Here is a 20,889-nt window from a genome sequence, read left to right on the forward strand (position 1 = left end):
TGGAGATCGACTGATGGCTACTTCGCGCCCGGCTGCCGCCGCTCGGCCTCGCCCGGTGTCACTGCGCCGACGCGGGCCCGTACTGGAACGGGCGATCCTCGACGCGGCTCTCGAACAACTGAGTACGGTCGGCTGGAGCGGTCTGACCATGGAGGGCGTGGCGGCGGGGGCCCGGACGGGCAAGGCCGCCGTGTACCGGAGGTGGCCCTCGAAGGAGGATCTGGTCGCGGACGCGCTGAGCGCGGGACTGCCGCGGCTGGACGACGCCCGCGACTGCGGCGGGATTCGCGACGACCTCTACGAGGTCTGCCGGCAACTCCGCGACGCGATGCTCTCGGCGCCCGGACTCGCGCTGCGTTCGGTGCTTCACGAATGCGATGTGAGCGCCGCCGAGCGATTCCACGAGGTGATCATGAATGGCGTGGTCGGCCCGTCGACCGAGCTCTTCCGTGAGGTCGTCGGCCGAGGTGTGGGTCGAGGCGAGGTGCGCCCGGAGGCGGTGGACGACATGGTGTTCGACGTGATCCCGGCCATGATGATGTACCGGACCAAGGTGTGCGGCAGTGAATGGCCGGACGAGGAGATCGCCCGGATGATCGACCACGTCATGATGCCGATACTGCGCTCCGGGTGAGGCCGGTTCCGTGTCCGGGTCGCCGCTGACGGCCCTGTGTCCGGGCCGCTCCACGACGCGACGGACGCGTGACGGACGGCGGGGTGCGAAGGAGTCGCAGGGAGCGGGTGCCCCGGGGTGTTCTTGGCGTTGTCATCGGCGTACGCTTGCTGGCGCCATGCCGTACGAACCACCCACGCACACCGTCGAGCGCTCACTGCGCGCTACCACTGGTGCCAGGACCGTCGCCGGTGTCGACGAGGTCGGACGCGGAGCGTGGGCCGGCCCCGTCACCGTCTGCGCTGCCGTCACCGGGCTTCGTCGACCCCCGGAAGGGCTCACGGACTCGAAGCTGATCAGTCCCAAGCGCCGCGCCGAACTGGCTCCGCTGCTGGAGAACTGGGTCACGGCCTACGGGCTGGGACACGCCTCGCCGCAGGAGATCGACGACCTCGGCATGACCGCGGCGCTTCGGCTGGCGGCGGTGAGGGCCCTCGACGGCCTGCCCGTACGGCCGGACGCCGTGATCCTCGACGGCAAGCACGACTACCTGGGACAGCCCTGGCGGGTCCGCACCGTGATCAAGGGTGACCAGTCCTGTATCGCCGTCGCCGCCGCTTCGGTGATCGCCAAGGTCCACCGGGACACGATGATGGCCGAACTGGGCGCGGCATCAGGGGAGTACACAGACTTTGCCTTCGGCGCCAACGCGGGATACCCGTCGCCGGTACACAGGGCGGCACTGGAGGAGCGGGGGCCCACGCCCCATCACCGCCTCTCCTGGTCCTATCTTGACGCGTTGCCCAGGTGGCAGCACCTGAAGAGGGTCCGGTTCTCCGCCGAGGCGGCCGCACTGGAAAGCGGGGGCCAGCTCGGCTTCGATTTCTGATCGCGCACACATACCCACCCGCTGACGCCCGAAGCGTCTGCGCTCGAAAGTCAACCATTCATGCCTCTCATCCCCGAGGAGCCTCAGATTCACGAGAGTGCCCAGGGTCCCCGCGTCGCTCCGGCCGCCGGCCGTACCGCGCCGACCCCCCGTCCCGTACCAGGTCCGCGTTCCGCGGCCACGCCGCGTCCCGGGCGACCGGGACCCGGCCCCGCGCGGCCTGCGCCCCCGGCGCAGCGCCCGCAGTCCACACCCACTTCCGCTGCTTCCGCCTCGGGCCCGGCCCAGCCGGAGAATCGTTCCGCGCCGCAGCTCCAACTGGTCCCGGCCCCGGCCGGCGGCGCACTCGACGCGGCCGACGAGGCAGTCGACCTGCTGCTCGACTCGGGGCGCGCACCGGGCGACATCCTGGTCCTCACCACCGGGGAGGTGCACCCCTGGACGGCGCACGAGATCTCCTTCGGAGAGGCCGCCTACTGGGCGCAGCACGACGCCGGCGACGACGTCTTCTTCGCTCACCTGGCGGCGGCCGGCCGTGCCAAGCCCCGTCCGGTGGTCGTGGTCGCGGTCAACGGTGACGTCGACGACGCCACCGCTCGTGCCCTTCCCGTGGCACGGGACCGTGCCGGCGCACTGCTGATCGTGTGTGGGGACCCGCAGAAGATCAACTCCGTGCTGGGCGCGGGAGTCTGATCCGTACGCCGTAGGGTCCCGGCTGCCCGACAAGGGTGGCCGGGACCGTGCGCGTCTCAGCGGGCGGCGGTCCGCCGCAGGGCGCCCACCGCGCCGCCACCGGTGCGCTGCGGTGCCGGGTCGAGATCCACGGAGGCATCGGAGAGCTTCGAGGCCGGCGATATGGAACTGGGCCGGCGCCCACCGCGCCCCTCGCCGAGCACCTGCCAGCCTCCCCTGGTCAGCGTGATGTAGGCGCCGCACCGCAGGCCGTGCAGCGTGCAGGCGTCCCGCAGCCCCCACATCCACGCGCCGTCCTCCTCGGTCCAACGCTCGTCGCCCTCGCGGCAGTAGAGCAGCACCGCGGTACGGACGGGAGTGCGGCGGCGTAGGTCGTGCGGGATGACCCGGCGCAGATGGGCCAGCAGGGCATTGCGGAACTCCCACCCGTCAGCCGCGACGGTCGTCCGCCGGGCGAAGGACGCGCTGGCCGTGAGCCGTTCCTCATGGTCGAGTACGGCCACGACGGCCGTACTCGGAGCGGGCCGGTGACGGGCGTGGAGGCCGCTGACGACCTCACGCGGGCTTCGCAGCAGCGGTATGCCGGCCGAGGCCCATTCGGCTGGTTCCAGCGTCCGGGCAAGGCTGTTGACAGATCCTGCGGACGGCGAGGACGTTGGCATCGAAGAGGCAGGGGGCGGAGCGAATCCGAAGGTCACGGTCCTCCCTTCGCTACGCGCCCACGGTGCGGGCAGGGTCGAGTGAGGGCGCGCCGCTGCACAGCCCATCCGGGCCGCGAAAGGACCGTGCGGGGAGCGACTCCAATTCTTCCTGGCGTACCGGCAGGCGGCAACGAGCAATTGGCTCGGCTGACGGGTATCAACCGGAATGACACTGATATCCCTGCCCAGACTGTGGCTCTGCGACTCCACCCGTCCCGCCTGAATGGCGAGGACCAGCGGAAACACGCCATCCGGTCCCACCCGGCAGCAGCCGTGGGCTCACGGTGGGTGACGGTCCGAAGGCGCGCCGCCTCAGTCGCCCCCGACCCGCTGGACGACTGATGGACTGATCGTGAGTCGGTTGTCACGCGGGGTGAAGTCGTCGATTGTCAGTGCCATCGGGTTGCATGGGGGTATGGACAACCTGGAACTCCGCGCTGAAGCCGATGCCGTCCTCGCTGAGCTCGTCGGCGCCCCCGAGGGTTCGGCGCGGCTGCGGGAGGACCAGTGGCAGGCGGTGGCGGCCCTCGTGCAGGAGCGCCGACGTGCGCTGGTCGTGCAGCGCACCGGCTGGGGCAAGTCGGCGGTGTACTTCGTCGCCACCGCCCTGCTGCGCCGGCGTGGCTCCGGCCCCACCGTGATCATCTCGCCGCTGCTGGCACTGATGCGCAACCAGGTCGAGTCGGCGGCGCGGGCCGGCATCCAGGCGCGCACCATCAACTCGGCCAACCCGGAGGAGTGGGAGACGATCTACGGGGAGGTCGAGCGCGGCGAGACCGACGTCCTCCTCGTGAGTCCGGAGCGTCTCAACTCCGTCGATTTCCGCGATCAGGTGCTGCCCAGGCTTGCGGCCACGACCGGTCTGCTGGTGGTGGACGAGGCGCACTGCATCTCCGACTGGGGGCATGACTTCCGGCCGGACTACCGCAGGCTGCGGGCGATGCTGGCCGAGCTTCCCGCCGGTGTGCCGGTGCTGGCTACCACCGCGACCGCCAACGCGCGAGTCACAGCGGATGTGGCCGACCAGCTGGGCACCGGCGCCGGTGAGGCCCTGGTGCTGCGCGGTCCGCTCGAAAGGGAAAGCCTGCGGCTGGGCGTGGTCCGGCTCCCGGACGCCGCGCACCGTCTTGCCTGGCTCGCCGAGCACCTGGAAGAACTGCAGGGCTCCGGGATCATCTACACGCTCACCGTCGCCGCTGCCGAGGAGGCCACCGCGTTCCTGCGTCAGCGCGGCTTCCGCGTCGCCTCGTACACGGGCAAGACGGAGAACGCCGACCGTCTGCAGGCCGAGATCGACCTGCGGGAGAACCGGGTCAAGGCGCTGGTCGCGACCTCGGCCCTGGGCATGGGCTACGACAAGCCGGACCTGGGCTTCGTGGTCCACCTCGGCTCGCCCTCCTCGCCGATCGCCTACTACCAGCAGGTGGGGCGCGCGGGGCGCGGGGTGGCGCACGCCGATGTGCTGCTGCTGCCGGGCCAGGAGGACGAGGCGATCTGGCGCTACTTCGCCGACACCGCCTTTCCGCCCGAGACGCAGGTCAGGCAGACCCTCTCCGCCCTCTCCGAAGCGGGACGGCCCCTGTCCGTGCCGGCTCTGGAGGCGGCGGTCGATCTCCGGCGCAGCCGGCTGGAGTCGATGCTGAAGGTCCTTGATGTCGACGGTGCGGTCAAGCGGGTCAAGGGCGGCTGGACGGCCACGGGTGCCGAGTGGGTGTACGAGGCCGAGCGCTATGCGTGGGTGGCCAAGCAGCGGGCCGCCGAGCAGCAGGCCATGCGCGACTACGTGAGTACGTCCCAGTGCCGGATGGAGTTCCTGCGCCGTCAGTTGGACGACGAGGGTGCGGCCCCCTGTGGCCGTTGCGACAACTGTGTGGGGGCCTGGGCCGATTCCGCTGTATCGGCGGAGACCTTGACAGGAGCGGCGAAGGAACTGGACCGCCCGGGGGTGGAGGTCGAGCCGCGCCGGATGTGGCCGACGGGGATGCCCGCACTGGGCATCGACCTCAAGGGGCGGATCCCGGTCAGGGAGCAGTGCTCCACCGGGCGTGCCCTGGGGCGGCTCTCGGACATCGGCTGGGGCAACCGGCTGCGCCCCCTGCTGGCCGAGAACGCACCCGACGGCCCCGTGCCGGACGATGTCCTGCACGCCGCGGTGGCGGTCCTCGCCGACTGGGCACGCTCTCCGGGTGGTTGGGCGTCCAACGACCCGGAAGCTTCTGCCCGGCCGGTCGGTGTCGTCGCCGTGCCGTCCATGACCCGCCCGCAGCTCGTCGGTTCTCTCGCCCAGGGAATCGCGACCATCGGCCGCCTTCCCTTCCTGGGCACCTTGGCGTACACGGGGCCGAGCGGTGCGCACGCGGCACGCCGCAGCAACTCCGCCCAGCGTTTGAGGGCGCTGTCCGGCGCCTTCGTCGTCCCCGAGGACCTGGCCGGCGCATTGGCCGGGACTCCCGGCCCCGTCCTGCTCGTGGACGACAGCACCGACTCCGGCTGGACCCTCGCGGTCGCTGCCCGCCTGCTCCGCCAGGCAGGCAGCGAACAGGTGCTCCCCTTGGTTCTCGCCGCGGCGGGCTGAGCTTGCGGGTCAGGCCCGGCGTTCCACTGCCGGAGGAAGCAGCCCCGGACGCCCGCGCACTCTAGGAAGGCGTCGCGGAGCTGCTGTTGGACGGCGTCGGGCTGCTGCTCTGCGACGGTGTCCCGCTCTGGTCGGGCGCCTTCTCCTTGTCGTTGCTTCCGCAGGCGCTCAGTGCGGCCACAAGGGCGAGCACCGCCACGCTCGCCTTGATGGTGTGCCGACGTGAAGCTCCGTGCATTCGGGACGTCCTGGCCATGCGTCACTTCCTCTGCCTCATCGCGGTCCGGGCGGACTGGACCGCCTCACCCGGCTCCGTGAACTCACGCTCATCGTATGGACGAGGAACGGCCGCTTCCCGGATCGGGTTACGCACACCGGCAGAGTTCGGCCATTCTTCGTCGGGGCGAACGAGGCCGGGACGGGTTGCCGCCGACCTGCTCACTGCCCTTTCAGCACCGCCCAGCGTTCCGCGGGGAGGGCGAACTCGCTGAGTTGGGTGCGTTCTCGTTTTTCGCGCACGAAGACGCTGTGCTGTCGCACATACGTGAACCCGAGATGTTCCAGGAGCCGGGCGGAACGCGTGTTGCGTACGTCGCACTCCGCCACGGCCGTGCGCAGCCCCTGGGTGAACAACTCGCCGAGCACGCCACGGACGGCCTCGGACGCATAGCCGCACCCCTGCCGCTCACGGGCGATGCTGAAGCCCAACTCGGCTTTCAGGCCGCCCGGATGTCGATTCACGGCGACATCGCCTATGAGGCTCGCGTCCTCTTTCAGCTCGATCGCGTAGGGAAACCAGCCCGGACGGGCGGGATCACGACGGGAGTATTCACCGACGAGACGACGCGCCGACGCGAGGGGCAGCGGAAAGTCCCAGTTCTGATAGCGGGCGACTTCGCCGTCCGAACGATAGGCGGCGAAATCCGGAATGTCGCAGGGAAGGAAACGTCGGAGGCGGAGCCGTGAGGTTTCAATCTGCACTGGTCAAGGATTCCAGGGTTGCGCCCATTTTGGAAGCGCTCCCACGGATCAGCCGGCCCGGATCGCCCGGGCGTACGGCATGCGGGGCATGGAAAAACCCGGTCCCGCCCCTGGCGCCCCCGACGTCACGAACGACGGCGGCAGCAGGGGAAGGCCCGGGTCGAGGCCGAGCGTACGAGGCGCCGGGCTGGGCGCCTCGGTGGATCAGCCTTCGGTCCAGCTGTGGTTCTTCGCGAACTGGGCCAGCCCGGCGCGCGTCTGCAGGATCTGCTCGCCGGTGAGCGACGGGGCCGACGCCAGAAGGACCTCGGTGACCTCCCGGATGAACTCCTCCGCGCTGAGTACGTCGCACAGGGAATCGTCGTACGGGGGCATTGCCTTGCCTTCCGTTCCCTGGGCGAGACGGACCGCGGACGCCTTCGGCCCGCGCTCACCGTTCTCGATCTCGAATTCCACCTTCACACCGGGGCGTACGTACTCCTCGGACACCTGCATGTCGTTCACATGCAGGAACACGTCGTCCCCACCGCTTTCCGGCGCGATGAATCCGTAACCCCGCACGCTGTCAAAACGCACCACACGACCAGCAACCATGACATCTCCCACCGGAACCGGGCCCATTGCCCATTCGGGCCCCTTGCCCGAAGATTCCGGGTCAGAGAGTAGCCGCGACCGTGCCGCTGATGCGAGGCCCCGCCCTTGAACGGGGCCCCGTCATGTCAGTCGCCGCACCGGTAGAGGGTGCCCTGCGTGTCCTCGTCGTTACCGCCGAAGACGGAGGCCGGTACGGCGGTGCAGTCGGACGTCACCCAGGCGCGTACCGCGTCGACGGCCGCGTTCTTCTCGCCCTGGGTCTGCGCGTACCCCTGCCAGCCGTCGGCACTGAGCAGGACGAAGCGCAACTGCCCATCGGACACGAGCTTCCTGACCTCCTCCGGCGAGGGCGTCGGCGAACCGCCGCTGAATCCGCCCATCGGCATCACGTAGGCGCCGGTGGCCAGGATGTAGTTCCAGGACATGACGGCGGAATCGTTGGCGAACACGAACTTCGCGCCGTCGCGGTGCCGTTGTGTGTAGGCGAGCAGCTTGTGCTGGCTGTCGGTGAGTACGTCCGACTCGTTGAGCGACGCGGAGGCGGCGGCCGTGCCGCTCGGTGCGTTGCCCACCCCCACGACGTTGGCTGCCCGGTGCACCGCGCTGCCGCCCGTGGCGAACGGGCCGGCCGACGCGTCCATCGCGCTGCCGGCGTACATCGGGTCGAGCACCGAGAGGGACCATGCCGCGGGCCCGGCGAACATGGCGACCAGCCCGGCCGCGAGTCCGCCGAGAGCCAGTCGCCCCGTCCGCCGGCCTTTCCGGTGTGCGACGAGGAGCGAGGTCAGTGCGGCCACGCCCGCCAGGATGAGCAGCCACGGCAGCCACGGCAGGAAATCCGGATAGAGGAAGCAGAGGAAGGCGCTCCACACCATTTCCACCGCGATCACCGCAGGCAGCACCCTGACCCTCCGGCCCTCCCGGTACGCCTTCCAGAAGGCCACCAGCCCGACCCCCGACAGTGCTGCCAGCGCGGGCGCGAGCATGGCGACATAGGCGGTGTGCGGCACTTCGATGGCGCTCAGCACCAGGGCGCTGATGGCCAGCCAGCCTCCCCACAGGACGAATCCGCCGCGTAACCGGTCCGTACGGGGGACCTTGCTCCGCCAGCCCGCGCAGAGCACCAGGCTCGTCAGCGCCAGGGGGTACAGCCAGCCCACCTGGGGAGCGAAGCGGCTGCCGAGGAGCTTGCCCGGCACCGACCCGCCGCCCGAGGGCCCGGTGTCCGGCGGTGTGCCGGGCGATGCCGCCGGGTCCGGTGCGGCCTGGCCCTGCGGCGGGCCCACCGTGTCGTTCATCTGGCTGACGGAGCCGTCGATCAGGTCGCGCGAGAAGCGGTTGAAGCCGTTGTAGCCGAAGACCATGCTGATGGCACTGTTGTTGGTGGTTCCGTCCACATACGGCCGTTCGGACGCCGGAGTGAACGTCAGGACCGCGACCCAGGACAGGGAGACCGCGAGGGTGACCGCGCCCGCGGCCAGCACGTGGCCCACTCTCCGCCGCAGCGGCGCGGGGGCCACCACGAGGTAGCCGATGGCGAGGGCCGGCAGGATCAGCCACGCCTGCATCATCTTGGCCTGGAAGCCCAGGCCGATCCACACCCCGGCGAGCAGGAGCGGGCGCAGCCGGGCGCTGAACATGGCACGCTGACAGGCATCGGCGGCCAGGACCAGGCACATGGTCATCGCCCCGTCCCCCATGGAGTGCCCGAACATCGAGGCGACCGCAGGGGTCAGCGTCATGATGCCGGCAGCCAGCAGGCCCGGCACGACGCCGGCCCAGAGACGCACCACTCGATAGAGCACGAGAACGCTGATCACGCCCTCGATGACCTGGGGGAGTGTGAGCGACCAGGCGTGGAAACCGAAGATGCGCGCGGACAGGGCCTGCGGCCAGAGGAAGCCGCCGAGCTTGTCGAGAGTGACGGTGGCGCCCGGATCGAGGGCGCCGAAGAAGAAGGCCCGCCAGCTCTCCGACATGCTGCGGGCCGCGACCGAGTAGAAGGGGGCGTAGCCGCTGGTGGTGATGTTCCAGGAGTAGAGCAGGGCCGCCAGGGCGGCTATGCCCAGCAGTGCTGGTCTCGCCCAGCGGGGCTGATCCGCGGGGGACTTCCACACTTCCCAGCGTCTGGGTCCGCCGGTCGAGGGCGGCTCGTGCTCCGGCGATCGTGCCTCGGGGAGGTCCACGGCGGTACTCATGCCGGGCCGCGTTCCGAGCAACGTGATGTGTCCATGGCGGAAAGCTAAGTGTTCGTCACGATGTTCGCCATGGCGGAGCGGAAGGGGTCCTACCGGTGTGGCCGATCAGCGTCCCTGCCATTCCGGTTCGCGTTTCTCGGCGAACGCGCGGGGGCCTTCGATCGCGTCGGCGCTGTGCATGCGCCGCTGCTCCCACGGGTATGGGGTGGCGAATGCCGCCTCCAGGGACAGACCGGCGGATGCGGTGGCCGCCTCCTTGATGGCGCGCACCGCCAGCGGAGCGCTGCGTACCAGATCGGCCACCCAGCTCTCGGCGCAGACGTCCAGTTCCTCGGGTGGCACGACCTCGTTGACAAGGCCGAGTGCGTAGGCACGTGGGGCATCCATCGGCCGTCCGGTCAGCAAATGGCCCATCGCCGTCTTCCACGGCAGTTGCCGCGACAGCCGGAACACACCTCCGGCCCCCGCGATGAGCCCGAGCCGGGCCTCGGGCAGGGCGAAGCTCGCGTCCTGGGAAGCCACGACGATGTCGCAGGCCAGAGCGAGTTCGAAACCACCGCCCAGGGCGTATCCACGCACCTTCGCGACGACGGGCTTGGTCAGGTCGAAGCGTTCGGTGAGCCGTGGCCAGCCGGGTTTGCCCCGGCTTCCGAACGTGGAGGGCGCGGCGAGACCGGCGCGCTCCCTCGCGGCCAGTTCCTTGAGGTCCTGGCCCACCGAGAAGGCGCGGGTGCCCTCGCCGGCGAGCAGTGCGACCCACAGGTCGTCGTCGGCTTCGAAGTCGTCCCAGACCTCGCCGAGTTCCTCGTGCATGCGCAGATCCATGGCATTGAGGACATCGGGCCTGTTCATGGTGATGCGGGCGACGTGGCCTGTCTTTTCGTAGCGCACGCGCGACAGATTCTTCATGACGGGCACTGTAGAGATCTTTAATGGAGGGAGTGTGCCCTTGGGGGCGCTCCGTCGCGACAGCCGGCCCTTCGAAATGCTCACGATCCCGCTTCGTACGTCAAGTATTGGCCACGTCCGAATGTTCAACCGGGGCGTGGCCGCAGTTGAACGCGCGTCCCGCTGGAATCGAATATTGATATTCGGTGCACGGCCGGGTCATAGTGCTGCGGCGAGCGCATTTCGCGCTTTCGGTGCCTGTCCGTGTTACGCGAGCAATGTGCAGGAGGGGCCGTGCTTCATCTCACCGATGGTGACGTGGACGAGCTCATCGAGGCGGTCGATGTCGTAGGTGCCGTACGTGAGGTGTTCCTGGCGCACGCGGCACAGCGCACGGTGCTCCCGGAGGAGAGCTGCCTGCGGTGGACCAACGACCAGGGTGAGTCCTGTCGTAGCCTCAATATGCCCGGCCTGGTCGAGATCGACGGCAGGCGATTCGCCGGCACGAAGATCATCAACGCGAGTCTGGGCAATCCGGACCGGGGCCTCGCGCGTGCCGACGGCGTCGTCCTCCTCTTCGATCTCACCACCGCCCGTCCGGTGTGCCTCATGCCGGCGGCCCGGGTGTCGGCCGCGCGCACCGCAGCGGTGAGCGTGCTCTCGGCGGAGCTCTGCTGGGCCCGCCCCGCACGCTCCGTCGCGATCGTGGGTGCCGGAGCGCTCGCCGAGGCCCACCTCGGCCTGGCGCTGCGCCGATGGCCGTCCCTGCGGACGGTCCGGCTCCACGACCGGGTCCCCGCGCATGCGGCGCTTCTCGCCGAACGTCTGCAGGCCGTCCACCCCGGGGTCGCCTTCGACGTCACCGCGACGGCCGAACAGGCTGTGCGCGCAGCGGAGTTGGTGATCCCCGCAACGACGACGACGACCGGATACATCCCTGCGGAATGGATCGCGGATGGGGCCGTCGTCGTCAACGTATCGCTGGACGACCTGCTGCCCGACGTGTTCACGGCTGCCGAGAAGGTGATCGTGGACGACTGGAGCCTCGTCGCGGCCGACACCACTCGGCTGCTCGGCAGGATGTACCGCGACGGCGACGTACTGCCACCGCCGCGGGCACGTGCCGCCGACGGGGCTGGACCGCACACCGTGGAGGTCGCCGCTGAACTCTGCGACATCATCAGCGGCACCGCCTCCCCCCGTACGTCCGCCACCGACCGCGTCGTGATCAACCCGTTCGGGATGTCACTGCACGACGTGGCGGTCGCCGGCAAGATCTACACAGCACATCTCGGCACGGCGCCGACTCCCCTCGCGGGAGCCGCCGTGACGTGACACAGCCAGCTCCTGCTTTGACCGGCGATGTACTTGCGCAGACGCGCCCATCGCCCGGTGAGGAGTGCGAACCAGCGTTCGCTGCGGCAGCGCAGAGCACACAGCAGCAATCCCATGTGCGGATGTCGATGTCGAAGGATCGCGACCGGCGGTGCCCTTGAGGCACGGCTCGGCCAGCACCTTCTCAACGGGCCGGAGAGAACTTCTCGATGGCGTATCCGAAAAGCAGTCATCCCCTGCAGAGCACGGAGAGGTAATTTCAGCATGGACAGATTGGCACTCGACGCGGCGGAAATCAGTGCGGTCGCGGAACTCCTCGACTCATTCGAGGGGGAGTTCGAGACACTTGATTCCGAGGGCGCAATGAACCGGGCCACGTTGCTCGCCCACGAACTGCCCCGCCGGATCAGGCTTCATCTCAACGCGTTCCGGCTGGAACAGCTCTCCGGTGTGCTGTGCATATCCGGCTACCAGGTCGACGAGAAGCGTCTCGGGCGCACCCCCGCGCACTGGCGCGGCCAGGTGGAGCCGTCCCCGAGCCATCGGGAGGAACTCCTCCTCGTGATGTACAGCTCGCTGCTCGGCGACCCCTTCTGCTGGGCGACTCAGCAGGACGGACGGCTGATCCACGACATCATCCCGATCCAGGGCCACGAACACGAGCAGCTCGGCTCCAGCAGCGAGGCGCTGCTGACCTGGCACACGGAGGACGCCTTCCACCCGCTCAGGGGCGACTTCCTCTCGTTCGCGTGCCTCAGAAACCCCTACCGGGCCGCGACGACCGTCGGATACGCCGACGACCTGCGGCTGCCCGACGACGTCAGGGACGTGCTCTTCGAGGAGCGGTTCACCATCCGCCCCGACGAGTCACACCTCAGCAAGAACAACTCCGTGACCGACGCGGAAGCGTTCGAGGACATCGAGAAGATGCAGAGCAACCCCGAGCGGGTGGCCGTGCTCTTCGGCGCCCCGGACCAGCCCTATGTCCGGGCCGACCCGTACTTCATGGGCGTTCCCGAGGACGACGACCAGGCGCGCTTCGCCCTGGACACCCTGTGCAAGGCGATGGACGAGGCCATGTTCGACCTCGTTCTCGAAAGCGGAGACTTCTGCTTCCTCGACAACTTCCGCGTCGTCCACGGCCGCAAGCCCTTCACGCCCCGCCACGACGGGACGGACCGCTGGCTCAAGCGGATCAACGTCACCGGCGACCTGCGCAAGTCACGCGCCGCCCGGGACGCCAGGGCGATCCGAGCGGGAGCCTGAGCCGATGACTCCTCGGGAGCCCGATCCGATGACATCCGACGTGACCGAAGCCGGCACGAAGACCACGAAGGCCACCAAGGCTCCGAAGGCCACGAAGAGCGAGGGCACCTCATGAGACTTCGGCCCGCGCCCCTGGAGGACTGGCTCCGCGAGTCCTACTTCACCGCAGACATCGACATCAGTTCCAGCGGCGTCCACTCGTACTCCATGGCGGAGCTCCGCGCCCTGACGGCGTTGCGCCACGAGGATCTCGACCGGCTGGTCTTCGACGACGGCTACTCCCTCGGCGCTCCCGCCGTGCGGGCCGCCGTCAGCCGGCACACGGGAGGCGTCGACCCGGACAAGGTCATGACGACGAGCGGTTCCGGTGAGGCGCTGTCCCTCGTGATGTCCGCACTGCTGAGGGCCGGCGACGAGGTGGTCGTCGTCCAGCCCGGGTACCACCTTCTCGTGGAGTACGCGATCGGGCTCGGCTGCACGATCAAGAACTGGCGCCTCGACCCGGAGCGGGACTGGCAGCCGTCCCTGGACGAACTCGCTGGCCTGGTCACCGAGCGCACCAAGGCGATCATCGTCAACTTCCCGCAGAACCCGACCGGTGTCACCGTCACCGAGGCGGAGCTGCACAGCATCGTCGCCCTCGCACGTGACGTCGGCGCGTACCTCCTGTGGGACGGTGCGTTCAACGACCTCACCTACGGCACGCCGCCCCTGCCCGACGTCTCCGCGCTCTACGAGCGGGCCGTCAGCTTCGGCAGCTTCTCCAAGTCGTTCGGGCTGCCCGGACTCCGTTTCGGCTGGTGCGTCGCACCGCCCGAGCTGCTGACCGACTGCGTCCACATCCGCGACTACACCACTCTTCACGTGTCACCGCTCAACGAACTTCTCGCCCAGGCCGTGCTGGAGAACGCCCAGTCCTTCATCCAGCCGCGGCTCGACCAGGCCCGCGCCAACCGTGAACTGCTGCTCGACTGGGCCGCCGCCCACTCCGACATCGTCTCGCTCGCCGCGCCGGCCGGCGGTGTCAGCGCGTTTCCCCGGCTCATCGACGTGGCCGACGTCGACGCCTTCTGCGACGGGCTGTTCCAGAAGCGAGGAGTGCTCGTCATCCCCGGATCGTGCTTCGGCAGTCCTCAGCACATCCGGGTCGGCTTCGGCGGCCGGACGGATCAGCTGACCGAGGGACTGGAACGCCTGGCGGACGCCCTGAAGGAGGCTCGTCGCTGAGCCGTGCACAACCCGGCTCCCTCGCGCGAGCGATGCCCCGTCCCTCGCGCGAGGGAGCACATGATCACTGCTTCGAGGGACGGCCGCGCGGAGGGCCGACTGCCATAATGACCGGCGTGAACCGTGCGACTGCCTGGCGTGACAGCTGGACCGGAATGCTGCGGCGGGCCTCGGCACTCCCGCGCAACGCCGTGTTCATCTCGGCGCTGTGTGCACTCGCGATCGCCGACTCACTGGCCGAGCTCGTCGTCCTGCGCGGATCGATCCCCCGGATGTTCGCGGACACCTCCCGGGACGCGGCCCAGGACGGAAGCGTCGTCGGCGTCCAACTGGCCATGGTCATCGGTCTGTTGTGCCTGTGCACCGCGCTGCCACTGGCTCTCCTGCGGCCCATCCTCGCCGGATTCACGGTGACCGCCGCGAGCTTGGGCTCGCTCACGATCTTCCATACGCTGACGCTGGCAGGGTTCGTCGCTCAGCTGATCGCCCAGTACCGGCTCGGCCGCTGCGGACACGTCCTGGCGGCGACGCTATTCACCACGCCGTTCCTCGCCCTGGCCCTCGCCGGATCCACGGACACCGACTACCGGGTGCGCACGGTGCTCCTCGCCTCGCTGGCCCCGATGGCCGCCTTCGCCGGTCTCGCCCGCCGCGCCAGGGAGGAGGTCCGGGAGCACAACGCCATACGCGAAGTCATGGCCGACAGCCAGTGGGAGAACGCCGCCCGCGAGGAGCGCGCCCGTATCGTCCGAGAGCTGCACGACGTCGTGGGCCACCACGTCTCCATGATCGCCGTGCAGGCCGAGACGGCCCGTGTGGCCACCCCCGGCATGCCCGCCGCAGGCAGTGAGCGGCTGCTCGGCATCGGCGACACCGCCCGCGCGGCCCTCACGGAGATGCGCCGCCTGCTCGGCGTACTGCGCGACGACAACGAGCCGGCCACCGGCGGCGAGCGGAGGCCGCAACCCGACCTCACCCAGCTCAACGACCTGCTGGACGAGGCCCGCAAAGCCTCCACCGCCACGATCCGCCTCATCCTCAGCGGTATCCCGCGCGCCATGGGTCCCGGAACCGAGCTGGCCGCCTACCGCATCGTCCAGGAGTCCCTCACCAACGCCCGCAAGCACGCCATGGGCGCACCGGTCGACGTGGAACTGCACTACGCCCAGGACGCCCTGCACCTCAGCATCCGCGACAACGGCCCCGGAGCACCGCCCGCGACGCCGGACGGTGGTTACGGCCTGCTCGGTATGCGGGAACGGGTCGCCGCGGTCGGAGGCCGGATCCGTACAGGTCCGGCGGACTCCGGTGGATTCATCGTCGAAGCCAGCTTCCCCGCCAAGCCAGAACGGACCACATGAGCTCCCCGCCGACACCGATCCGCGTCGTCATCGCGGACGACCACCTGGTCGTGCGCACCGGATTCGCCGCACTCCTCGACTCCCAGCCGGAATTCACCATCGTCGAGACCGCCACCACCGGCGTCGACGCGGTCCGCGTCTGCCGTGAGGTGTCACCGGACGTCGTCCTCATGGACATCCGCATGCCCGAGATGGACGGCATAGAGGCCACCCGGCAGCTCCTCGGTGAAGTGCCCGACGGAGCGAAGGTGCCACGCGTCCTCATCCTGACGACGTTCGACCTGGACGAGTACGTCTACGACGCCCTGCGCGCCGGCGCCAGCGGCTTCCTGCTCAAGGACGCCACCGCCGAGCGGCTCTTCGACGCCGTGCGGGTCGTCGCCGCCGGAGAGGCCCTGCTCGACCCCGGTGTCACCCGCCGACTGATCAGTGAGTTCACGCAACTGCCCGCCAGGACCCCGGCCCAGCCGTCTCCGGGCCTCAAGATGCTCACGGCGCGGGAGACCGAGGTGCTGCTGCTCGTCGCCGAAGGCATGTCCAACGGGGAGATCGCCGCCCGTCTCTTCGTCACGGAGGAGACGGTGAAGTCACACGTGAGCCGCACACTGACCAAACTGGGCCTGCGGGACCGCACCCAGGCCGTGATCGCGGCGTACGAAACGGGACTTGTCGTCCCGGGATTCCGTAGGACCGAATAAGGGCTCCGGGTCTCGGGGAGTCGGTCCGGGGAGTCAGCGGCTCAAGGACCCGGGCAGTCACCAACTCAACGACTCGGGGACTTTACGGACACCCCTCTGGTGGTCAGTGCCACCACTGACGTATAAGCGGGGCGATATCGACGTGCCCTTTCATGGAGACTCGGTTCGCCAGGCTCTTTCCTGCCCTCCGCTTTGCTCTACGCCAGGGCGTTCAACTGCGGCGTCGCGTCAGTTGAAAACCGCGGCGGGGACCCGGGCCCGGCGCCGCCACCAGAACCTATTGCCACTCCTGGGCGATCTCATGGATGCTTGCGGCCGAGCGAAGCTGTGCCGCGTAGAACACCGTGTGAAGATTCCCGTGAGGAGAAGAGCGCTGTGAGAGTGACGGTGCGGGCGCCGGACGACGGAGAATTCCCTGACCCGTCGGAGGACGGCCAACGAGGCGGTGGCCCAGAGGGACACGTAGGAATTCGTCCCGGCACCATCCGTAGAATTGTCCCCTATGCAAAACGGTATCGCTTGAGGCTGTCATTTCTCGTAGGTGCTTCCGCGCTCAGCGCACTCGTCACCGCAGCAAGTCCGCTGCTCTTCGGGATAGTCATCGACAAGGGCATTACGCCGGGCAAGATGGACGTCGTGATCTGGGTCGCGGGCGCTCTTCTCGCACTCGCTCTGATCGATGCCATGACGCAGTACTTCCAGGCCAAACTCTCCGCCCAGATCGGCGAAGGACTCGTCTACGACCTGCGTACCCAGGTCTTCCAGCACGTCCAGGCGCAGCCACTCGGCTTCTTCACCCGCGCCCAGACCGGTTCGCTCGTCAGCAGGCTGAACACCGACGTCATCGGCGCTCAGCAGGCCATCACCGTGCTGATGGCCGAGACAGTGAACACCGTGCTGACCCTGACCCTTGTGCTCGCCGCGATGTTCTACCTGTCCTGGCAGCTCAGCCTGGTGGCGCTGCTGATGGTTCCGCTCTTCCTGTTCCCGGGGAAGGTCATCGGCCGGCGCATGCAGCACCTCGCCCGCGGGACCATGCAACTCAACGCGGAGATGGGCTCGCTGATGAACGAGCGCTTCAACGTCGCCGGCGCCATGCTCAACAAGCTGTTCGGGCGCCCCGCCCACGAGACGGCCTACTTCTCCGAACGGGCCCGTGCCGTACGGGACATCGGTGTGAAGACCAACGTCACCGCCCAGATGCTCGGCATCATCATGGGAGTCACCGCCTCCGTGACGCTCGCCCTGCTCTTCGGGTTCGGCGGGTCCCTCGTCGTCGAGGACGTCATCGCCCTCGGTACCCTCGTCTCCCTGGTCACGCTCGTGGGCCGGCTCTACACACCGATCCAGCAACTGTCCAGCGTCCAGGCCAACGCCATGACCGCCCTCGTCAGCTTCGACCGGGTCTTCGAGATCCTCGACCTCGACCCGCTCGTCAAGGAACGGCCCGGCGCGATCGACCTGCCGTCCGACGCGGCCGGCGCGGCACCGGACGTGCACTTCGACAGCGTCTCCTTCCGCTACCCCTCCGCCGACGAAGTGGCCCTGACCTCACTGGAGTCGACGAACCTCAAGGGTCCGGAGCGGGACGACGAGGGATGGGTCCTCGACGGCATCAGCTTCCGCGCACCCGCAGGGAAACTCACGGCTCTCATCGGCCGGTCGGGCGCGGGCAAGACGACCATCACGAACCTGATGCCCCGCTTCTACGATCCGGTCTCCGGCACCGTACGCATCGGTGGCCACGACCTCCGCGACCTCACCATGCGGTCCCTGCAGGACACGGTCGGCGTGGTCACCCAGGACGCCCACCTGTTCCACGACACCATCCGGGCGAACCTGCTGTACGCCCGCGCCGACGCCACCGAGCCGGAGCTGATCCAGGCATGCGAGGCCGCACAGGTCTGGGGGGTCATCGAATCGCTCCCCAACGGCCTCGACACGGTCGTCGGTGACCGCGGATTCCGGCTGTCGGGCGGCGAGAAGCAGCGTGTCGCCCTGGCCAGACTGTTGCTGAAGGCGCCCCCGGTGGTCGTGCTCGACGAGGCGACCGCGCACCTGGACGCCGAATCGGAGGTGGCCATTCAACGGGCGCTCAAGACCGCGCTCAAGGGCCGCACGTCCGTGGTCATCGCCCACAGGCTCTCCACCATCCGCGAGGCCGACCAGATCCTCGTCATCGACGACGGCCAGGTCCGCGAATGCGGGACGCACGAGTCGCTGCTGGCGGCGGGAGACCTTTACGCCGACCTCTACCACACGCAGTTCGCCCGGCAGGCGAAGGAGACCGACGAAGTCGTGCTCGGCACGGCCGGTCCCTCCAGCTGACGTCCGGCGCCGACGCGCATCGACGTGAGCGTGCACCCACACGCGCACGTGCTCAGTACGCACGCGTCGCGTGCCCAGGCGCGCGCGCTCCGGGCCGCACCCTCCTTGATCCCGTCCGACCTTCTGCCCCTTGCCTGAACCACCTGAAGAGGAGACCGTCATGCGTACCGTCAGTTTTGACTTCGAGAGCGCCGAAGCCCGATTCAAGGTGCTCATCAACCACGAGGAGCAGTACTCGATCTGGCCGGCCGACCTGGCGGTTCCTGGCGGCTGGACCGAGACCGGTGTGTGTGCGTCAAAGGCCGAATGCGACGCATACCTGGAGGAGACCTGGACCGATATGCGGCCCAAGAGTCTCCGTATCGCGCTCGACGGTAAGTAGCGGGCCGCGCCAAGATGCCGCACGTATTCACCAACGGCATTCGGCTTTCCTACGAACGGTCGGGCCGCGGTGACCGGGTCCTCATGATCATGGGGTCCTCAGCCGCGGGACGGGTCTGGACCCTGCACCAGACCCCCGCGCTGAACGAGGCCGGCTACCAGACCATCACGGTCGACAACCGGGGGATCGCTCCTTCGGACATCCCCCCGGGGAAATACACCCTCGATGACATGGTCGCGGACACTCAGGGCTTGATCGAGGCTGTGGATGCGGCGCCCTGCCGCATCGTGGGTGTTTCCCTGGGGGCGATGATCGCGCAGGAGCTGGCGATTCGCTCGCCACACCTGGTCAGGTGTGCCGTACTGATCGCCACCAAATCCCGCTCCGACGTCACTCGGGCGGCGTTGGGACTGGCCGAGCGGGCTCTGCTGCAGAGCGGGGCAACGCTGCCAGCCGATCACAACGCGGCCATGTCGGCGCTGCAGATGCTCTCTCCTTCCACCCTCAACGACGACAGGGCCGTCTCGCTGTGGCTGGAGACCTTCCGGCTCTCGGGCGGGGAGAGCTCGGTCGGGCAGTCATGGATCGAGACGGATGCTGACCGCCGAGAGGCACTGCGGGACGTCGCAGCGCCTTGTCGTGTCATCGCGTTCAGCGACGACTTCATCACCCCACCGCACCTTGCAGCCGAGGTCGCCGACGCGATCCCGGACTGCGATTACGTAGAGATTCCCAAGAGCGGTCACTTCGGATACCTGGAACGTCCTGACGAGGTGAACGCGGCAATCATCGAATTCCTGGACAAGAACTAGCGGAACCGTGTGGGGGGCGTTATGAACGGTGAACTGGAATACTGGCGTGACCAACTGGCCGATCTGCCGGCACTTGAGTTGCCTACGGACCGACCGCACACGCCAGGTCGGTTCACCGAGGTGGCGACCGTCGGGTTCGGGGTGCCGGCGCCCACCGCACAGCGGTTGCGCACGCTGGCCGACGAACACGGGGTGACGCTTCCCCTGACGCTGCTCGCGACGCTCAGTGTGCTCATGAGGCGGTACACGGGGTCGGATGACGTGGCAGTGGTCGCGGGTATCGCCGATGCGACGCGTACCACGAAGAGCTCCGGCGTCACGGTCCAGCGCGCGGACCTGTCCGGGGAGCCGTCGTTCGCGGAACTGCTGGGGCGGATGCGGCGAGGCACCGCGGGCGGGTCTGCTGCCCCCGGCCTGGGCCAGGGCCACCTGCTGTCCGAGGAAGTGCTGGGCGCACTGGCGGCCGAGCGCTCCGACTCGCGCAGCCCGCTCTTCCAGGTCTACTTCGGCTACGCCGGCCCGGAGAACGAGGGGTATCGGCTCTCCGGCGGGCTGGAGTCGGAGTTCGGCCTGGCGGTCAGGGTCAGGAGCGGTGCCGACGGCGAGGGTCTGGTCGGCGAGGTTCAGTACAGCACTGCGCTGTTCGACGCGACGACGGCGGAGCGACTGGCGAGTCATCTGGTGGTGTTGCTGGAGGCTGTGGCCGCTGATGCGGGGCAGCCGGTGGGTGAGCTGTCGATTCTTTCGATGGGCGAACGCCTGCAGTTGGTGGGTGGTGGGGACGGCGGCGTTGTGGTGTTGCCGTTGGTGGGTGGTGTGCATGAGTTGATTGCTGAGCGGGCTGTGGTGTCTCCGGATGTGGTGGCTGTGGTGTCGGGTGGGGAGTCGTTGACGTATGGGGGGTTGATGGGTCGGGCGAGTCGTTTGGCGCATTATTTGCGTGGGGTGGGGGTGGGTGCGGAGTCGGTGGTGGGTTTGTGTGTGCCGCGTGGGGTGGGCATGGTGGTGGCGGTGTTGGCGGTGTGGCAGGCGGGTGGTGCGTATCTGCCGTTGGATCCGGAGTATCCGGCGGGTCGGTTGGAGTTCATGCTGGCGGATGCGGGTGTGCAGGTGTTGGTGGGTGAGCGGTCGGTGGCTGGTGGTTTGCCGGTGGATGGTGTGGTGGGTGGTGTGGTGTGGCTGGATGATCCGGAGGTGGCGTCGGCGCTCAGAGATCTTCCGTCGCGGGCGCCTGAAGTTGCTGTGTCTGTTGCTCAGTTGGCGTATGTGATTTATACGTCGGGGTCGACGGGTCGGCCGAAGGGTGTGCTGGTCGCGCATGGTGGTGTGGTGAATTTGGCGTTGGCGT

Annotated in this window: 19 protein-coding genes; 13 read left to right on the forward strand and 6 right to left on the reverse strand. The window is 68.7% G+C overall.

Going from position 1 to position 20,889, the window contains the following annotated elements; all coding sequences use genetic code 11:
- Positions 1-13 precede the first annotated feature (13 nt).
- The 3 genes from ACFWSK_RS30280 to ACFWSK_RS30290 all read left to right on the forward strand — a co-directional run bounded on the left by ACFWSK_RS30280 (position 14) and on the right by ACFWSK_RS30290 (position 2,195).
- Complete coding sequence (locus ACFWSK_RS30280) at positions 14-634, forward strand: TetR/AcrR family transcriptional regulator (protein WP_383793050.1); 621 nt, start codon at positions 14-16, stop codon at positions 632-634.
- A gap of 157 nt (positions 635-791) precedes the next feature.
- Complete coding sequence (locus ACFWSK_RS30285) at positions 792-1,502, forward strand: ribonuclease HII (protein WP_383793053.1); 711 nt, start codon at positions 792-794, stop codon at positions 1,500-1,502.
- Between the two features lie 60 nt (positions 1,503-1,562).
- On the forward strand, positions 1,563-2,195 hold the full coding sequence (locus ACFWSK_RS30290; RefSeq protein WP_383793055.1) for a hypothetical protein: 633 nt from the start codon (positions 1,563-1,565) through the stop codon (positions 2,193-2,195).
- Between the two features lie 56 nt (positions 2,196-2,251).
- Here the strand turns inward: ACFWSK_RS30290 and ACFWSK_RS30295 are convergent, their stop codons facing one another.
- Positions 2,252-2,893, reverse strand: coding sequence for a hypothetical protein (locus tag ACFWSK_RS30295; protein ID WP_383793057.1), 642 nt, complete (start codon positions 2,891-2,893; stop codon positions 2,252-2,254).
- Between the two features lie 418 nt (positions 2,894-3,311).
- Between ACFWSK_RS30295 and ACFWSK_RS30300 the strand changes: the two genes are divergently transcribed.
- Positions 3,312-5,471 carry a RecQ family ATP-dependent DNA helicase gene (locus ACFWSK_RS30300; protein ID WP_383793060.1) on the forward strand — a complete coding sequence of 720 codons (2,160 nt, stop codon included), beginning with the start codon at positions 3,312-3,314 and terminating at the stop codon, positions 5,469-5,471.
- Between the two features lie 61 nt (positions 5,472-5,532).
- Here ACFWSK_RS30300 and ACFWSK_RS30305 read toward each other — a convergent pair whose 3' ends face one another.
- From ACFWSK_RS30305 to dpgD, 5 genes are all read right to left on the reverse strand, one after another.
- Positions 5,533-5,709: a hypothetical protein gene (locus ACFWSK_RS30305; RefSeq protein WP_383793063.1), complete on the reverse strand. Its 177-nt coding sequence runs from the start codon at positions 5,707-5,709 to the stop codon at positions 5,533-5,535.
- 200 nt (positions 5,710-5,909) lie between these two features.
- Positions 5,910-6,452: a GNAT family N-acetyltransferase gene (locus ACFWSK_RS30310; protein ID WP_383793066.1), complete on the reverse strand. Its 543-nt coding sequence runs from the start codon at positions 6,450-6,452 to the stop codon at positions 5,910-5,912.
- A 204-nt stretch (positions 6,453-6,656) separates the two neighbouring features.
- On the reverse strand, positions 6,657-7,046 hold the full coding sequence (locus ACFWSK_RS30315; protein WP_383793070.1) for a cold-shock protein: 390 nt from the start codon (positions 7,044-7,046) through the stop codon (positions 6,657-6,659).
- Between the two features lie 125 nt (positions 7,047-7,171).
- Positions 7,172-9,244, reverse strand: a complete 2,073-nt coding sequence (locus tag ACFWSK_RS30320) for an ArnT family glycosyltransferase (protein ID WP_383793072.1) — start codon at positions 9,242-9,244, stop codon at positions 7,172-7,174.
- A gap of 105 nt (positions 9,245-9,349) precedes the next feature.
- Positions 9,350-10,153: an enoyl-CoA-hydratase DpgD gene (gene dpgD / locus ACFWSK_RS30325; protein WP_383793074.1), complete on the reverse strand. Its 804-nt coding sequence runs from the start codon at positions 10,151-10,153 to the stop codon at positions 9,350-9,352.
- Between the two features lie 273 nt (positions 10,154-10,426).
- Between dpgD and ACFWSK_RS30330 the strand changes: the two genes are divergently transcribed.
- From ACFWSK_RS30330 to ACFWSK_RS30370, 9 genes are all read left to right on the forward strand, one after another.
- Positions 10,427-11,467, forward strand: a complete 1,041-nt coding sequence (locus tag ACFWSK_RS30330) for an ornithine cyclodeaminase family protein (protein ID WP_383793077.1) — start codon at positions 10,427-10,429, stop codon at positions 11,465-11,467.
- Between the two features lie 264 nt (positions 11,468-11,731).
- The gene (gene gntD / locus ACFWSK_RS30335) at positions 11,732-12,733 is read left to right on the forward strand and encodes a guanitoxin biosynthesis L-enduracididine beta-hydroxylase GntD (protein ID WP_383793080.1); all 1,002 of its coding nucleotides are present in this window, start codon (positions 11,732-11,734) and stop codon (positions 12,731-12,733) included.
- A 111-nt stretch (positions 12,734-12,844) separates the two neighbouring features.
- The gene (vioD, locus tag ACFWSK_RS30340; RefSeq protein WP_383793083.1) at positions 12,845-13,960 is read left to right on the forward strand and encodes a capreomycidine synthase; all 1,116 of its coding nucleotides are present in this window, start codon (positions 12,845-12,847) and stop codon (positions 13,958-13,960) included.
- 116 nt (positions 13,961-14,076) lie between these two features.
- On the forward strand, positions 14,077-15,321 hold the full coding sequence (locus ACFWSK_RS30345) for a sensor histidine kinase (protein ID WP_383793085.1): 1,245 nt from the start codon (positions 14,077-14,079) through the stop codon (positions 15,319-15,321).
- A complete protein-coding gene (locus ACFWSK_RS30350) occupies positions 15,318-16,019 on the forward strand; it encodes a response regulator (RefSeq protein ID WP_383793088.1) in 702 nt (233 codons plus the stop codon). The genes ACFWSK_RS30345 and ACFWSK_RS30350 overlap by 4 nt, the downstream gene beginning before the upstream one ends.
- Positions 16,020-16,538: 519 nt before the next feature.
- Complete coding sequence (locus ACFWSK_RS30355; protein WP_383793091.1) at positions 16,539-18,347, forward strand: ABC transporter ATP-binding protein; 1,809 nt, start codon at positions 16,539-16,541, stop codon at positions 18,345-18,347.
- 160 nt (positions 18,348-18,507) lie between these two features.
- Entirely contained in the window at positions 18,508-18,729 is a 222-nt protein-coding gene (locus ACFWSK_RS30360) for an MbtH family protein (RefSeq protein WP_383793094.1), read from the forward strand.
- Positions 18,730-18,743: 14 nt separating this feature from the next.
- The gene (locus ACFWSK_RS30365) at positions 18,744-19,541 is read left to right on the forward strand and encodes an alpha/beta fold hydrolase (RefSeq protein ID WP_383793096.1); all 798 of its coding nucleotides are present in this window, start codon (positions 18,744-18,746) and stop codon (positions 19,539-19,541) included.
- A 21-nt stretch (positions 19,542-19,562) separates the two neighbouring features.
- Positions 19,563-20,889 (forward strand): AMP-binding protein (locus ACFWSK_RS30370; RefSeq protein WP_383793098.1); only part of this gene is annotated, 1,327 nt, incomplete at its 3' end.

Source organism: Streptomyces sp. NPDC058620 (assembly GCF_042717135.1).
Lineage (GTDB): Bacteria > Actinomycetota > Actinomycetes > Streptomycetales > Streptomycetaceae > Streptomyces.